The organism is Sulfitobacter sp. CB2047 (assembly GCF_000735125.2).
GTDB classification, from domain to species: Bacteria; Pseudomonadota; Alphaproteobacteria; order Rhodobacterales; family Rhodobacteraceae; genus Sulfitobacter; species Sulfitobacter pontiacus.
This window is the reverse complement of record NZ_CP072613.1, coordinates 85,014-100,664: the sequence shown is the minus strand read 5'-3', so window position 1 is coordinate 100,664 and position 15,651 is coordinate 85,014. Positions and strand designations below refer to the sequence as shown.

The window sequence follows — 15,651 nt, the reverse complement described above, 5'->3', positions numbered from 1 at the left end:
GAAATGGGGACTGACGGCTGACCTCGCGCATAGTTTGACGAAGCAATGACATGGGTGCAATTGTGAAACGTACCCGCCATTGTGTTCAAATACTTGGATGAAAGCTGCCGAAAAGTAGCACGCTCAGAAAGCCCCCATGCCAGACCGCACAGATTTTTCGACCATTGTTTTCGACGTAAACGAAACCCTTTTGGATATCGCGACGCTAGAGCCGTTCTTTGACCGCGTGTTCGGCAATGCCGCGGTCCTGCGCGAATGGTTTCCAGAGCTGATCTTGTACTCGCAAACAGTGACCTTGTCCGGGCTCTATGTTCCCTTCGGCGATCTGGCCGGCGGTGTCCTGCGGATGGTTGGCGACAATAGAAACATCGCCATTCAGGACAGCGACGTATCCGAGCTGAAGTCACTGATTGGATCGATGCCCGCCCACGCCGATGTGACCCCGGCCTTGACCAAATTGCGCGACGCGGGGTTCACGCTTGTGACCCTGACGAACTCCGCCCCATCCCCCGCACCGACACCCCTTGAAAAAGCTGGCATCGCTGCGCTTTTTGACCACCACTTTAGCGTAGCCGAGGTTGGTCACTTCAAACCACATCCGTCGACATATCAGATGGTTGCCGACCGTCTGGGCGTCGACATCTCAGGCCTGTGCATGGTCGCATGTCACATCTGGGACACCATCGGCGCGCAGTCCGTGGGGTGCCGCGGTGCCTTTATCGCGCGGCCACATAACAGCATCCTGCACGTGCCCGGCGTACCGGAACCTGACTTTACCTCACATGATCTCGCCAAGCTTGCCGAGCAGATCATCCAGGCACAGAAGTTGACTAAGTAGGCAGCAAAAAGCCCTGTTCGCCGTCGCGGTGCCGCAGGGCGCGGCCGTGTCGTAACGTCACCATTGTCTGTGACGCGGTACATGTTGTCGGGTACATTTAATTCATATACGAACAAACTAGTTCACATGCGAATTGATTTATGGCCAATACATTCAAGGTTTTCCACAAGCTCCAGATCGCACATTCAGCGCTCTTTCGCGCTGCCGACCGCCGGACGCGCAACAAGATAGGGCTTACCACGTCACAGCTTGCGGTGCTGTTGATCCTGTCGCGAAGGGACGGGCAGCCCATCAGTGACCTCTCTTCGACCCTTGCAATGGGCAAGTCGAGCTTGACCGGTCTTGTGGATCGCATGTGCGCAAAGGGTCTGGTGCGGCGGTCGCCGTCGCCGGTGGATGGCCGCGTCATACACGTCTACCTTGAACAGTCGGGCCGCGCGGTGCTTGAACAAGGCGCGGGCGAAATAAGCCAGTTCAATGCGGCGCTGCTTGCGCCTTTTCCTGCTGAGGAACAGGTCATTATTGAACGGTTTCTGACGCATCTGGCAGACAATGCGGACGGCATTGTGAACGGCCCTACCCCGCCGAAGAAAGGGCCAGCCGATGACTGAAGACATTACCCAAACGACGATCCGCTTCGCCGCCACCGATGCATGGAAGCTGGAGGCGGACATCTATACCTCACCCTCGCCCAAAATTGCGGTATTGATCTCGGCCGGCACGGGGTTCCCGCGTCAGTTTTATACGGGCCTCGCGATGTATCTGGCCCGCCAAGGTGCCGTTGTCCTGACCTATGACTATCGGGGGATTGGGGGATCAAAGGGCAAGGATCTGGCCGGATCCGGGATCGACTACCCTGACTGGGGACGGCTTGACGCACCCGCCGCCCTTGATGCGCTGGAGGAGGCGGCACCGGGCCTGCCGCTTACCCATCTGTGTCACAGTGTCGGCGGGCATTTTGTCGGCCTCATGCCGAACCACTCCAAGATCACCAGACACGCGTTTGTTTCTGTCGGGACCGGATTTTTCGGCGGCCACCACCTGCGCAATATCCCGTCCGAGCTTTATTTCTGGTGGGTGTTGGGCCCCTATTTGCTGCTGCGCTACGGCTATATCAAACCGGCGGGCGGCTGGCGGGGCGAAGCGCTGCCGCCGAAACTGTTCAAGACATGGCGCCGGTGGAGCCAGCGCCGCAGCTATTTTCAACCGGACCTCGCAACGAAACTGGCCCCGCATCACTACGACGAGGTCACAGCCCCTATCCGGTCTTGGATCTTTCCCGATGACCCGATTGCGACGCCGTCAACCGCATCCGACCTTTTAAAGTGTTATCCAGCCGCCCCGCACGAGGAGATCATCCGCACACCATCGCAGGTCGGTGTAACGCGGATCGGGCACGAAGGCGCATTGCGAAAAGGCCGCGACGCTTTATGGGCCGAATTCAGCGATTGGCTCATGGGCGCGTCTTGAACCGCAACCGATTTCCACCGCCATTCAAATCAACAGGATCAAACATGACCGAAAACATCAAGCTACACACCGACCAACGCGTCACGACCATGACCATCGCGCGCCCCGAAAAACGCAATGCCATCACGCAGGATATGTATGCCGCCATGGCCGACGCGCTGGAAGACTATGCCCAGTCCGACGCGGTACGCGCCTTCGTGATCACAGGTGCGGAAGACTACTTTACCTCCGGGAATGACTTGCAGGATTTTGCCAAGGGAACCCGCAGCGACGGTGTGCCGCCCGTTATCCGGTTTCTGACCGCAATCTCCACCTGCCCCAAACCCTTGATTGCCGCCGTAAACGGCCCGGCCATTGGTGTCGGGGTGACGATGCTGCTGCATTGCGACCTGATTATCGCCGCCGACACTGCCACATTCAGCACGCCATTTGTCCAACTGGGACTGGTGCCAGAGGCCGCCTCCTCGCTTTTGCTGCCCGCCACCGTCGGCTTGGCCGTGGCGAACGATATGTTGCTGGCCAATCGCGTTCTTGATGCGGCAGAGGCGCTGCGTTTTGGGTTGGTGTCGCGTGTCGCTCCCTCGTCCGATTTTGCCACCGAAGTCGCGTCGCTTGCGGCTGGTTTGGCGCAGGCGGCACCGACCTCGGTTATCAAAACCAAGGCGCTGATCCGTCATGGCAAGGACCAGATGACCGCCCAAATGGAGCGTGAGTCAGTGCTGTTCGCCGAACAACTGAAATCTCCGGAATTCGCAGAGGTCGTCGCCGCCAAGATGCAAAAGCGTCAGCCGGTCTTCAAATAACGCGCCGCTTTGCCCTAAGGCACCCGGCGGGCAAACCTGACGGTTCAACCCGGTTTTCCGGGTCGGCCGCAGGTTCGCTTGCCGGGTTGCGTCGCGGCGCGTCAACTCGCCAGCAGATGCATCGGCCGGCTGACCTTTTCGGCATAGCGCACAGCCGCGATCTGCGCGATGACGGCAAGTCCGCTTGGTGGTCATGGCGTGAATGCAGCGTTTTTCTTACCCTTGCGCATCGGCGTAGAGCTTTGGGAGAAAGCCTGCCAGAATGGTCATCTCATCAAAACAGTGGTTTAACAAAGCAGTTGCCGACGCCTCTTTCACGGTCAGCAGACGTGCCAGATAGGTGTTCCCAAGCGTTCCGATGACAGAGGGCACCGCCTCGTTTCCCTCACGCGCGGCCACTATCCCAAGCCAAAAACGGCTACGCATTTCGGCACCGCCTTCGACATTGCGAACAATGTGGCACATTTCGCCGCCATAGATGGGCTCTTCCAGCAGGCCAACGCGGGCGCATACGGCGACGTCGCCGTCAGCCAAGTTTACCTCCCCCAAAACCTCCTCAGGTTCAACAAACTGAATTCTCAGCTTATTCAAGTCTTCACCGATGTATTCATGCACTAGATGGCTCGCCCCGATGAACTGGCCATCAACCTTGTTTTCCCAATCCATCCAAAGATGCGCGTCCGGGAACCAACGTCGGTAGTGTTCGGTCGTTTCCATGTAATCGCCAAACCACCAACCAACCATTTCGGGTGAAACGCCCGGCATCGGGGTCCGTACAGAAACCTCATAAATACCGTTGGGTAGGCGTTTCACCCCGGTCTCAAATCCAGGTTCACCTTCCGCAAACCCAGCGGTGGGCTGACCGCTAAAGGGCGGGAGGCCGAATATCCCGACACCAAGCGCAAAGACAACTGCGCCCCCTACAATCCATCTCATCATGTACTGACATCCTATCGTGCTTGTGCGCCCAGCTATTCTACGTTCGTGGAATATGTCAATATTATTCTTCGAGCGCAGAATATCGTGTTGTAAGAGATCACGCTGGAAAGCTAAGCTGACCCGGGCTAAGCGAGACGGAGTTCTCGCGGCTCAAACATGGAGATGTCATTCAAATGTCCAAGCAACGTACGAGGACCGAGGTCAAAACCGCCATCGACGTTTCTGAGACAGCCGAAAGAAAACGCGGCCGTCCGCAGGCCGCACAGGGTACAGATTTGAAGCTGGCTTTGCTTCGCTCTGCGATTGATCTGTTTGCGGAGCGCGGTTTCGACGGCGTTTCACTGAGCAACGTTGCTGAAAAAGCCGGGGCCGACAAAGGCCTTTCACGGTATTACTTTGGATCAAAAGAGGCGCTTTGGATCGCAGCGATGGAACATCTTGCCGACTGTTTTGCAAGCGACCTTAACAAAGCTCTTGTCGTCAATACCGCGACCCAAACGGAAGCACTGAAAGCGCTCATTCGCGCTTTCATCACCGCATCCGCCCGCTGGCCGCAAGTGAGCCGTGTTATCGTTCATGACGGGGCAAAACACAGTGATCGCAGTGATTTTTTGCAAAGGCACCTCGTTGTGCCTTTTTACACGGCACTGAAAGATCTGATCACAGGTGCAAAATCAGAAGGCACCCTTCCGAACGTCTCGGACCGGACTATCTTTTTCATGATCACCCATGGTGGGTCATTTCCAATGGCCCTGCCCATTCTCACTAACGCGATCGAGGGTGGGGATATTCGATCATCCGACGCATTGGAACATCATTCCGAAGCGATCATCGAACTGCTATTTTCCAAGGCATGAAGATGAAATGGGGCTGTCGCAGTTCCCACCCTATCGTTGGTGCGTGCGCAGGGGGCAACCGGCGTCGGCACGCGCTGCGTAGTAACGACCAAGCACGACCGAAACCTATGCAACCGGGCAGCGACTTAGGGCCGAATTTCTTCAAAACGATCGTGTCAGGCCGATGCTGGCAGTGGCGTTGCGAAACCTGTTGATCGAGATGGTGGAGCGTTGCTCTTCAAACCCGAGCCTCAGAACCTGGGTAAATCCCTTGTAGCTCCAGTTCTGGTTGGACAGGTTCAGCATGACGCTTGATTTCTTATCGACGCGGGCAACGCCGAAAATGGGATGCACGCCGTCAAATTCGTTCCGGTCAAACGACAGATCCAGCCCGACCCGAAGACCGCCGGCAAAGGAATAATCGCCGCCGATGGTGACGCCCGCCGCATGGCCCGCGACGGGGCTGTAAGAACTGGCACGGTTTTCCGCGCGCATACCTACGCGAAACACAAGCTGCGACGATGCCGCATAAGCGAATTGCGCTGCACCAGCTGTTCGGTCCACGTCGACACCGCTGCCATCATAGGTGATACGTTCGCGCTGAAGCACCGCCGTGGCGCGGGCGCGGGTGCCGAGGTTGCGCGTATAGGACAGACCAAGGCCGTAGGTATGCGCATAGGCCACGTCATCAATCCAGCGCTGCGATCCATAGATCTCGGCCGAGACAAGACGCCCCTCATCGGCGAAATGCAGCAGGGATGCACTGGTCCGAAGGGTCACTTCATCGGGTGCACGCCCGTCGAAAAGCCGGGCATCCAGATCCAGTGCGAACCGGGCGCGTAAGGCGTCCGTAAGACGCGGCACGGTCGCAACGCCCGTGCCAATCTCGAACGCCGTGGCGGATTGGGCGCGGGAATTCGGGTCCAGCCGCAGCACAAAGCCGCTGAGGTTCACCGTCTCTGCAGAGGTCCGGCGGGCGGCATTGCTTTCGGGCACAATGGCAAAACGGAAATAGCCCTGCCATTTTTTCGGTTTGGCCAAACGGTCAAGCTCCGCCTGCACTTTTGCCTGGACAGAGGGCGACAAACCCGCACCTTTGGCCAGTTCAAGGTGATATCGCGCCCGTTCGATCTGGTCGCTTTTCACCAATGCGTTCGCCAGTTCAAGCCGGAACGTGGGATCGTCTGGCCGCAAGATCACAAGCCGCGCCAGCGGGGCAACGGCTTGGTGTGATTTTCCCGAACGGTTGTAGGCGACCCCAAGGATCCACATCCGGCGCAGGGTCTCTGTCTCGGTCTTGGGTGAATACCCCTCAAGCAATGGAATAACCTCTGCGGCTTTTCCCTTGAGGATGCTTTGTTCTGCATCATCAAGGGAAAAGGCCGCTAATGGCGAGGCCAGTAAGATTAAAAATAGATTGTATAAAATTCGCCGCATCAAAGACCTCGGCTGCCGCGGGGAAAGCGGGTTTTTGCGGCCGGTAATTGACCGCATCCAAGAGACCCGCTTATCCGTCGCTTCTATTTCTTGTTGGCGTAGAATGTACCACCGACGCCCGCATCGAAAATCTGCGGCGAGGGATTGTTCACATCGTTGATACCGCCAGATACCGGTCCAAGCATCGATTCTGCACCCGGACCCATGAAGTTGCCGCCGAACTGCAAGGTGGCGTCTCCTTCATTCTCGCCATTGCTGAGCCGACCGGACATGTGGAACAGCATCGCGCCGGTGTTCTGCTCGGGGATATTGACGCCCGCGACGACCTGCGCCGGAATGGTGGTGCGGCTGAGCGAGGCTGGCAAGCCTTGATCGACCGTCAGCGTCCCGTCCAGTTTGACGGAGTTCGAGGTGCCCGCCTCTGTCGCGACGATGTTGGAGGCGGTTCCGGTGAACGGATTGGTGGTCTGCCCGTCGGTCCAATCCACATCGACTGCCAGATCGCCAATGATTTCCGCGCTATTCGCATCGATATCGGTGCCGAAAATCTGGGCCGATCCGCTGTTCACGCCGACCTTCATCTGACCTTCGTAGCTGGCTTTCAGCGACGTGGGCATATCCGAAGTAGGGGCCTTTTGACTGACAGCGTTAAAGGCTGTTTCAAAATCCTGCCCGCCGCCTGCGACGCCGCCAACAAGCCCGCCGGCGGAGCTGCTTCCATTGCAACCAGACAAGACCGTTGCCGCCCCAAGGCTTGCAATAACAATACTAAGACGTGCGTGTTTCATGAAATTCCCCTTGCTTGATTTAAAAAATTCTTCTTCACTTTTTAGATACCTACTTCATGAAATCGTCTCCCCCCCGTTCAGGGGGTGTCCTCGGACAAGAGTATTTTGAGAAGATGAGCCGTATAGAATGATTAAATTTGCAATTATAAATTCCGCTGTGTGGTCCATAAGATGACACGTCCACATGTCGCCCCCGGAGCCGCTTTCGCGCTTTGCGTCGTGCTCTATCTGGCCGCCGCCGCTGCCCTGACGTGGGTGGCGACGGCCCAGCCGTGGCTCGGGCTCAGGCTTGGCGTGGTGGGGCAAAGCGTTGTCGTCACTGACATCGCGCAGGGCAGCGCCATGGATCGCGATATGATTGGCAAGACGCTTCTTGGCCTTTCAGCGGATAACCAGCCCACAATCCCGGTGACACCCCTAGACCTGATAGAAGAGCCCGACGGGATCGGTGATCAAGAGACCCTGCGTCGCTTCTTTAACCGTCAGGATCGCTTGCATGACGCGTTGCGCAGCGGCGCAGTCACCCTGACCTTCGACCAAACCGACGGCCCTGAAAGCGTATCGGTAAGGGTCCAGGAAAGCCGTCCGGTTTCGGATCTGCCGATGAAATTCTGGACCCAAATTTTTGTCGCGTTCGTGGGCATGTTTATCGGGACTTGGGTCGTCTGCCTACGCCCTCATGAACAGGCCGGATGGTGGTTTCTGCTGTCCGGGATCGGGTTGGCTTTGGCATCGTCGAGCGCCGCGATCTACAGCTCTCGCGAGCTCGCGCTTAGTCTGACGGCCTATTCGGTGGCCTGCCGGGTAAATCCCGGTGGATCGCTGCTGTTCGGGATTGGTATGGTGACATTGTTCCTCTCGTACCCGCGGCGCATTGTCCCGAAACCCGTGCTCTGGCTACCGACACTTCTGATCGGCGCCTGTATCCTCTTGGTGCTTGGCTCCGGCTGGCCGGACAAGCTGAACAATGCCCCCGATTTCATCGCGATCATCATGGTGGTCCTGTTGCTGGTCATTGCCGCCCAAGTCGCCGCCAATCGCCGCGACCCGGCCGCGCGGGCGATGCTCGGCTGGCTTGGCGTGTCGGTTGCGGTCGGTGCGGGTGGCTTTGTGTTAACGTCCATCCTGCCGACGCTTATAGGGTTGGCCCCGGTGATCGAACAAAGCACTGCGTTTTTGTTTTTCCTGATCATCTACGCCGGTATTGCCCTGGCGGTGACGCGCTACCGGCTGTTCGACCTAGCGAATTGGTCCTACGGCATTTTGTTCTACGGCCTTGGGGTGGCTTTGCTTCTGGGGCTTGATGCCGCGCTCATCTACGGGCTTTCGCTGGGGCGCGCCCCTGCCTTTGGCATCGCGCTCGCGGCGATCTGCACGGTTTACCTGCCCTTGCGCGACAAAGTCTGGGTGCTGCTCAAACGCAACCGCCAGATCCCGGCGGAAGAGCTGTATCGCAGGGTAACCCAGATCGCCCATGCGAGAGACCCCGAAGACAAGCAGAGGCTGCTGCGTAAGTTCTGGTCCGATATTTTCAATCCGTTGCGTATCAAGGATCAACCGGCGTCTACCACGATCACCGCACTGCAAGACGATGGCCGTATCCTGACGCTCGCGTCTATCGGCAATCTGCCTGCACTGTCGCTTGAGCTGGCCGGGCAAGGATCGCGCCTTTTCTCGTCGCGCGATCTGGCGCGTGCCGATGCGATCCTGTCGTTGCTTGATGCCAGCCTGTCCCAGCACGAGACCTATCTTCAGGCCGTCAGCGCAGAGCGGCTGCGCATCAATCGCGACATGCATGACAATATAGGGGTGCTGCTGCTCAGCGCCCTGCACACCGGCCCTCGGGAACGCAAAGATCTTCTTATCCGCCAGACCCTCGCCGATCTACGAGAGTTGATTTCAAACCCGGATCAGACTGATTGGGAACTCCGCGATCTGCTCGCCGATCTGCGTGCCGAAATCATCACCCATTTCGAGGCCGCCCATATCACCGTCACGTGGCAGGCCGACGAGATCACCACAGGCCGTATATCCCATCGGTTGGCGCATGCGCTGCGCGCCTTCCTGCGAGAGGGGACCAGCAATATCCTACGCCACTCTGGCGCGACAGAGGCGAAGGTCCGGATTGCCCTGCAAAGCGATGGATTGCAGCTCACGCTAAGCGATAACGGCTCGGGCTTTGACAGCAGCGTCGCCTCGCTTGGCAATGGTTTCAGAAACCTGAGAAACCGCTTCACCCAGTTGCAAGGTGCCTTCAGCTACAGCACCGGTGCCAAGGGCACCACCTTGACCGCGTTTCTACCTCTTTTCAGCACTCAGAAAGAGGCCGCAGCAGAATGAAGCGTATCCTGATTGTCGAAGATATCGTCGAAACCCTGCGTTGGCTGGTCGAGATCGTACGATCAGCATATCCGGCGGCCACGATATGCACGGCCAATTCGGTACGGATGGCGCTGTCAAAACTGGATGGCCAGATAGATCTCGCCCTGATTGATCTGGGCCTGCCTGATGGGTCGGGTCTCGAAATCCTGCGCGGCCTGAACAAGGCCAGCCCCTCTGCAATCAAGGTCGTAACCACGGTAATGGGCGACGACGCGAGCATTGTTTCCTCGCTCTCGGCCGGGGCGGACGGGTATTTGCTGAAAGAGACAGAGGCGGCGGTGCTCTCTCGCCAGCTGACACAGCTTTCGATGGGGTTACCGGCGATATCACCCTCTGTCGCCCGCCGCATCATGGAACACTTCCGCCTCACCGGGCCAGTCGCCAGCCTGGACGGGCGCCTGACGGAGAGGGAGACCGAAGTGCTCACGCTCATCTCCAAAGGTCTGCGCAACGCCGAGGTCGCCTCCGCATTGAACATCGCGGAAACGACGGTCGCGGGATATATCAAGATCGTCTATCGCAAGCTCGGCATCTCCTCACGGGCGGAAGCTGCATGGCACGCGAACCGCTTGGGGCTTGGACTGAAACCGGAATAGCGCCTTTGTCGGGCAATTCGATTTCAACGACGGCGCGGCTGCCGTTGGCGCGTTGTAGGGTCTGTCACACATGAGATACTAAGGCTTTTAACTTCAGCTCCCGATAAGGGTGCCACAAAACGCACCCTTACCCATCACACTGTTCAGTCGCCCTACGCCACATCAACCCCGGCGGGAACAAACCTACGCCAATCAACCCCGCGGCCCGCTGCGTAGTCCAGACCGATTTGCACCCAATCGATGGCACCCCCTGCGGCCACCGATGACGGGGTGCTGCCATAGGTGACCTGCCGCGTGCCTTCCTCGAACGTGTCGATGGATTGGAGCCAGACCTCATCGTCCCAATGCAGCGTCATCTTCCGGCGTTTGGGTGCGTATTCGGCGGTGAAAAGCGTGCCAAACCCTTCGGCGTAGCGGTCTTGCTTGAGCGGCGCTTGGGTGAACTGACCTGCCAGCGCTGACGGCGTGACCCCTTCGGATAAGACACTCACAAGGTGTTTTGACCGTTCAAACGTGCGGGTAAAACTGCCTCTGTCGGGCGTGCTGCCGTCGGTCTGGTGGTTTGTGGCGACCAGCCGCGGCTGCACCTTTGCCCCGCCTCCGGCGTACATCTCGACGCTCGCACCCGCGCCCGAGGCATCGGCGACCACCACATTATACGGCATATGCGACGGCACGCGTTGCAGCACGCGCAGCGCTTGGGGCACGGTTTCGCAGGTTTCCAGAACGTAGCGCAGGATTGTGGTGATACCGAACCCGCGCCCTGTTTCCTGCCGTCCGCCATAAGCCAGCGCGATGCTGAGCCCCGCATCATTGATGCCATCGGACAGACCCCAAAGGAATTCGACCATACCCATCACGCGCCGCCCGGTCCAAGCGCTGTGCAGCAGTAGGCCTTCGTTCAAGTCAGGTGACAAATCGTAGTTGCGCACCAGGCGGATGTCGTCGTCCGACGTGGCCACGGCGAGGGAGCAGCCGCCCAGATAGCTTGGCGGGCACCACGTGGACAGGAAGCGTGCTGCACGGTCCGACCCGCCCGCGAGCGCTGTGAGCTTGGAGTGCACAGGCACTAACTCGGGCATATATTGCTTTAGGGCCGCCTCGCAGGCTGCACGGTCAGGGCCGTTATCGCCGCCGCGTGCGGTGAACCATGCCTCGTAGGCGGGCCATGAACGGGCCCATCGGGCTGTCCATTTCGGGCCCGGCGTGGCTTCGCTGATGGCGTCAAAGGTAAGGGAGTGTGTCATATCATGCGCCTTTCCTAGGCAAATCGAGGAAGAACCGCAGCATTTCGCGGCTGGCATCTGGTCCTGTGGGGTCCGTGTATGACCCCGCGCTGTTGCCGCCCGACCACGCGTGACCGAGGCCCGAGATGGTCCATTGTTCCATCACGACATGGCCTTTCGGTGCCATCACGCTGCGGCGGGAAAAACGGCGCCCGCCCGTGTTGCCGTCATCCAGAACCTCGGGGCTTTTTGGAGCGTGTTTGGCGATCGCATCCGCATTCGCGGCACTCACAGTGGTATCCGCATCGCCCTGAAAAATGATCGTCGGGATGAAATCCCCTGTGTCAGAGCCTGTTGCCCCCTGCCCCATGGCCGCAAAAGCCGATGGCACATCATGGGCCGCACGGTAGGGCAAACCGGAATGGGCACCCACCGCATCAAAGACATCCCTATAGGTTTGTCCCAGCACCACAGCCATCGCCGCGCCGGCCGACAGCCCCGCAACAAAGCTGCGCCCTTTGGGAATGGCATGGTCGCGCTGCAGCTTTTGCATCAGCCCCGCAAGGATCGCCGGTTCACCCGCGCCGCGCATCTGGTCGGCGGGATCAAACCATTTCCAGCAGTTCTGCATATTCGCCATGCGCGATTGCGCCGGATAGACCACGATCAGCCCATGCGCCTCTGCCAGTTGGTTCATGCCCGTGCCGTTGGCAAAATCCACAGGGGATTGTTTGCACCCGTGTAGCATCATCACCAAACCTGTCGGCGCAGAGCCTTTGAGGTTGGGAATATAAAGCCGATAGTCACGGCTGCCTGCGCTGCAGGAAAAGCTGCCGCTGCCGAATGTAGCACCCTCGGGCAGGTCCGGCTCGGTGCTGTCACCGCCGTTCAGGGTTGATTGCGCCAGCCCCGAAAGCGTCTCGCGCAGGCCGCGGCCGATCTTGGATTTTCCAAAGGGGCTTTTGCCACCTTTCGCCATGCTCCCCAGCCCTCCGGCGCCAAGCGCGTTCTGGATGGCTTCGGTCGCCGCTTTGGGGTTACCAGCGCGCACAAGTTTTCCGGCACGGCGCAGGGCCGCGTTAAATTCATCTGTCATGTCGCATTCCTTTTAAGGATGATGCCGGAGCTAACTGATCCGGTCGCCGAGTGCTTTCTTGACTTCGGTGCTGGCTTGAAGCGCCCCCAGCACGTTGATGGAGCCGATGGTCGCAAGGGCCAGCTCTGGCGTCACATCCCGCGCGATACGGGCCAGTCCGACAACCTTGATGTGCAGCACTTCATTTGCTGCCTGCACCGCCTCGAGGTCCGCGACGGAGTAATCGCGCAGACCCATTTCCATTGTGTGACGGTCGATAGACCGTGTCACCGTCTCCGATTGATGATCCAACTGCTTGCGGATCGCCGTACGGATGAAATCGCTGCGGTTGGAATAAAACCCCTCCTGCACCAGCAGGTCGATCCGCCCTAGATCGACAAAGCCGAGGTTGATCGTGATCTTTTCGTTCTCGGGTTGCTTTTCCCGTAGCTGCCTGACGTTGCTCATCTCAATTCTCCATCCATGTGGATGGTATATGGCATCCCATAGCCATATTGCAACTGCCCCCTACGAGAATACGCCTTTTCAGGCCAACATTCGTACGGCGGCGGTCAAATCGTCTTGAAATTGGGCAGTTGCGTCGGCTTTGGCCTGAGGGTCGGGGAGGCGCAAAAGATACGAAGGGTGTAGCGTCAGCAGAACCGGCGTGCCTGACCGCGCTTGTTCGACCGTGCCACGGCGTGCGGTGATGGCGTCGCGCCGTCCGGTCAGCGCTTCGGCAGCCGTCGCCCCCATGCCCAAAATCAGCTTGGGTTTGACCTGTGCGATCTCGGCATCCAGCCACCAGCGGCAATGCTGGATTTCGGACGCATTGGGCCGTTGGTGCAGACGGCGTTTACCGCGCGGGGTGAATTTAAAGTGTTTCACCGCATTGGTCACAAACGCCTTGTCCCGCTGCAGCCCCGCCCGCCCTGCGATCTGATCAAAGAGCTGCCCCGCAGGCCCGACAAAGGGCCGCCCGCTTAAATCCTCCTGATCGCCGGGCTGTTCGCCCACGATCATCAGATCGGCATCCATCGGCCCCTCGCCCGGTACGGCCTGTGTCGCATTGCAATGCAAGGGGCAGCGGGTGCAGGCGGCAATATCCTTGGCCAGCGCGTCTTTCGGGCCCTCCCATGCGGATTGATGCGCGGCGAGCTGCGCTTGTACCTGCGCCAATCGCTGCGGCGGAAAGGACGGTGCTGCCTCGGCCATCGCGTGGGCACGGGCGGGGGCGTCGGCGATCATCTGGGGGATATGCGCCGCCTCGGGCATGTTCTTCCAGTATTTCTTGGGCATCTCGGACTGCATGGCTTTGGCCATCAGCCGCGCGGGGTTAAAGATGTTCTGGAAATAGGTGATCCACAGCTGTTCGCTCGCGTCTTCGGGCAGCGCGGGCTTTTCCCGCCCCTCGTGGAAAGTCAGTTTCCCCCCCTCGAAAATCGCGCAGACATCCGGCGTGAGAATGCGCCAATCCATATCGCTGAACCGACGCAGGAAGAAATCGGCAGTGGGTTCTACCGTGTGATACGTCGGCTCGAACCACGCGGCAAAGGACCGGCGAGGGGCATCGGGCGCGCCAATCTCGCGGAAACGGACGAAGGCTTTCATCTTGTGCTGGCAGCGATGCACGTTCTTCTCCATCCGGCGCAAGCGTGACAGATCAGCATCACCGCGATCCGTCATCAACTGCGGCGCGTCTTTCAACCGCCAAAGAAATGCATAAAGCCGCGCAAACCGTTCGGGGTCACTGTGCCAGACGACACTGCTCGCCATGCTGATGAAGCTACGCGGCACGGTCACCTGCCCGCCCGTTTGCACGGGGGAGGCACCACCAAAAAGATCGGGCGCCGTGCTGGTATCGCCCCACAGGATCGCCTCGGGCGGGATGCCAGCGGCCAGAAACTGCCGCGCCGCATCACGCCACGCCTGCGCCGTGCCGATCTTGGGCATGACCGCGCGGTGCATCAGAACAGGGTCAACTGTTCGGGCGGCGGCGCAAACCGCGCGCGCAGGTCGATGCTGTCGGTCAACCCGCCGGGGGACCAGCCCCCAGCAGTGACAAAGCTGCGCGCCTTTTTCATGGATGCGCCCATGCGGATCAGATCCTCGTAGCGCAGGGTACGGTGGCGGCGAGTGGACAGGATGCGGTTCACCGTCTTCACCCCGAACCCCGGCACCCGCAGCAGCAACTCGCGGGTGGCGCGGTTTACATCCAGCGGGAACACCGCGCGGTGCACCAGCGCCCATGCGAGTTTCGGGTCGACCTCAAGATCAAGGTTCCCGTCTGCCGTGACGGATGTAATCTCGTCCAGCTGGAAGTCATAGAACCGCAGCAGCCAGTCCGCCTGATAGAGCCTGTGTTCGCGTTGCAACGGCGGCCGGATCAGCGGCAGCTTGGCCGAGCTGTCAGGGATCGGCGAGAAGGCAGAATAATACACGCGTTTCAGCTTGTAGCTGGAATAGAGCCGCGTCGACTGGCCCAGAATGGCCGCATCATTCGACCCGTCCGCCCCGATGATCATCTGCGTCGACTGCCCCGCAGGCGCAAACCGCGGCGGGCGCTTACCGGTGTGGGATGTGTCTTTCGACACCTCTTTACGCAGCCGGAAATCGGCCATCGCTTTGCGGATCTGATCGGGCTTCTTTTCGGGCGCATATTGCTGAACGGCGGCATCGGTGGGCAGCTCGACGTTGATAGATAGTCGGTCTGCCAGCAGCCCTGCTTCGGCAATCAACTCTGGCGCGGCGTCGGGGATGGTCTTCAAATGGATATAGCCGCGAAAATTCTCTTCGTGGCGCAGCTTGCGCGCGATCTGCACCATGTCCGACATCGTCGCATCCGGTGACTTGATCACGCCCGAGGACAGGAACAGCCCTTCGATATAATTGCGGCGGTAGAATTCGATGGTCAGCTTCACCACTTCATCGACACTAAACCGCGCCCTAGTGACGTTGGACGAGGCACGGTTGATGCAATAACTACAATCATAAATGCAGAAATTCGTCATCAGAATTTTCAGGAGTGATATACAGCGCCCGTCCGGCGCATAGGCATGACAGATGCCCGACCCCTCGTTCGACCCCACGCCCCTGCCATCGCGCGAGTCGCGTTTCGTCGACCCCGAAGAAGCGCAAGACGCGTCATATTTCGCCGCGTCGCTCAGAATTGCCAGTTTTTGCTCTACAGATTGCTTAGCCATATGTTCACTATATGTTCACATATGACCGATGTCACGGCGTCAAAGCAGCCCGGCCCTG

General features: G+C 59.2%; 15 protein-coding genes. 7 read left to right on the top strand and 8 right to left on the bottom strand.

Annotated elements, in window-relative coordinates; translation table 11 throughout:
* Window positions 1–136: 136 nt before the first annotated feature.
* From IV89_RS00475 to IV89_RS00460, 4 genes are all read left to right on the top strand, one after another.
* Window positions 137–838, top strand: a complete 702-nt coding sequence (locus IV89_RS00475) for a haloacid dehalogenase type II (RefSeq protein ID WP_037941470.1) — start codon at window positions 137–139, stop codon at window positions 836–838.
* 140 nt (window positions 839–978) lie between these two features.
* On the top strand, window positions 979–1,449 hold the full coding sequence (locus IV89_RS00470; RefSeq protein WP_037941468.1) for a MarR family winged helix-turn-helix transcriptional regulator: 471 nt from the start codon (window positions 979–981) through the stop codon (window positions 1,447–1,449).
* Entirely contained in the window at window positions 1,442–2,308 is an 867-nt protein-coding gene (locus tag IV89_RS00465) for an alpha/beta hydrolase (RefSeq protein ID WP_037941467.1), read from the top strand. Before IV89_RS00470 ends, IV89_RS00465 begins: the two co-directional genes overlap by 8 nt.
* Before the next feature lie 44 nt (window positions 2,309–2,352).
* Complete coding sequence (locus IV89_RS00460; protein WP_037941464.1) at window positions 2,353–3,111, top strand: enoyl-CoA hydratase; 759 nt, start codon at window positions 2,353–2,355, stop codon at window positions 3,109–3,111.
* Window positions 3,112–3,327: 216 nt separating this feature from the next.
* On the opposite strand, the gene IV89_RS00455 is transcribed toward IV89_RS00460, so the two are convergent.
* Window positions 3,328–4,050, bottom strand: coding sequence for a hypothetical protein (locus IV89_RS00455; protein WP_051843792.1), 723 nt, complete (start codon window positions 4,048–4,050; stop codon window positions 3,328–3,330).
* A 173-nt stretch (window positions 4,051–4,223) separates the two neighbouring features.
* Between IV89_RS00455 and IV89_RS00450 the strand changes: the two genes are divergently transcribed.
* Window positions 4,224–4,907 (top strand): TetR family transcriptional regulator, encoded by a 684-nt coding sequence (locus IV89_RS00450; protein WP_037941463.1) that lies wholly within the window; start codon window positions 4,224–4,226, stop codon window positions 4,905–4,907.
* A gap of 141 nt (window positions 4,908–5,048) precedes the next feature.
* Here IV89_RS00450 and IV89_RS00445 read toward each other — a convergent pair whose 3' ends face one another.
* Both IV89_RS00445 and IV89_RS00440 read right to left on the bottom strand, forming a co-directional pair.
* The gene (locus IV89_RS00445) at window positions 5,049–6,206 is read right to left on the bottom strand and encodes a surface lipoprotein assembly modifier (protein WP_037941461.1); all 1,158 of its coding nucleotides are present in this window, start codon (window positions 6,204–6,206) and stop codon (window positions 5,049–5,051) included.
* Window positions 6,207–6,406: 200 nt separating this feature from the next.
* Entirely contained in the window at window positions 6,407–7,111 is a 705-nt protein-coding gene (locus IV89_RS00440) for a hypothetical protein (protein ID WP_037941459.1), read from the bottom strand.
* Window positions 7,112–7,282: 171 nt separating this feature from the next.
* Here IV89_RS00440 and IV89_RS00435 point away from each other — a divergent pair, with 171 nt between their 5' ends.
* Together IV89_RS00435 and IV89_RS00430 are read left to right on the top strand one after the other, a co-directional pair.
* Window positions 7,283–9,451: an ATPase gene (locus tag IV89_RS00435; RefSeq protein ID WP_037941519.1), complete on the top strand. Its 2,169-nt coding sequence runs from the start codon at window positions 7,283–7,285 to the stop codon at window positions 9,449–9,451.
* Window positions 9,448–10,089 carry a response regulator transcription factor gene (locus IV89_RS00430; RefSeq protein ID WP_037941458.1) on the top strand — a complete coding sequence of 214 codons (642 nt, stop codon included), beginning with the start codon at window positions 9,448–9,450 and terminating at the stop codon, window positions 10,087–10,089. The genes IV89_RS00435 and IV89_RS00430 overlap by 4 nt, the downstream gene beginning before the upstream one ends.
* Window positions 10,090–10,241: 152 nt before the next feature.
* Here the strand turns inward: IV89_RS00430 and IV89_RS00425 are convergent, their stop codons facing one another.
* The 5 genes from IV89_RS00425 to IV89_RS00405 all read right to left on the bottom strand — a co-directional run bounded on the left by IV89_RS00425 (window position 10,242) and on the right by IV89_RS00405 (window position 15,593).
* Complete coding sequence (locus tag IV89_RS00425) at window positions 10,242–11,336, bottom strand: C45 family peptidase (protein ID WP_037941456.1); 1,095 nt, start codon at window positions 11,334–11,336, stop codon at window positions 10,242–10,244.
* 1 nt (window position 11,337) lies between these two features.
* Window positions 11,338–12,411 carry a PHB depolymerase family esterase gene (locus tag IV89_RS00420; protein ID WP_037941454.1) on the bottom strand — a complete coding sequence of 358 codons (1,074 nt, stop codon included), beginning with the start codon at window positions 12,409–12,411 and terminating at the stop codon, window positions 11,338–11,340.
* Between the two features lie 30 nt (window positions 12,412–12,441).
* Entirely contained in the window at window positions 12,442–12,858 is a 417-nt protein-coding gene (locus IV89_RS00415) for a CopG family transcriptional regulator (RefSeq protein WP_009824184.1), read from the bottom strand.
* A gap of 78 nt (window positions 12,859–12,936) precedes the next feature.
* Window positions 12,937–14,358 (bottom strand): UdgX family uracil-DNA binding protein, encoded by a 1,422-nt coding sequence (locus IV89_RS00410; RefSeq protein ID WP_037941452.1) that lies wholly within the window; start codon window positions 14,356–14,358, stop codon window positions 12,937–12,939.
* Window positions 14,358–15,593: a putative DNA modification/repair radical SAM protein gene (locus tag IV89_RS00405; RefSeq protein WP_037941451.1), complete on the bottom strand. Its 1,236-nt coding sequence runs from the start codon at window positions 15,591–15,593 to the stop codon at window positions 14,358–14,360. Before IV89_RS00405 ends, IV89_RS00410 begins: the two co-directional genes overlap by 1 nt.
* Window positions 15,594–15,651: the final 58 nt, after the last annotated feature.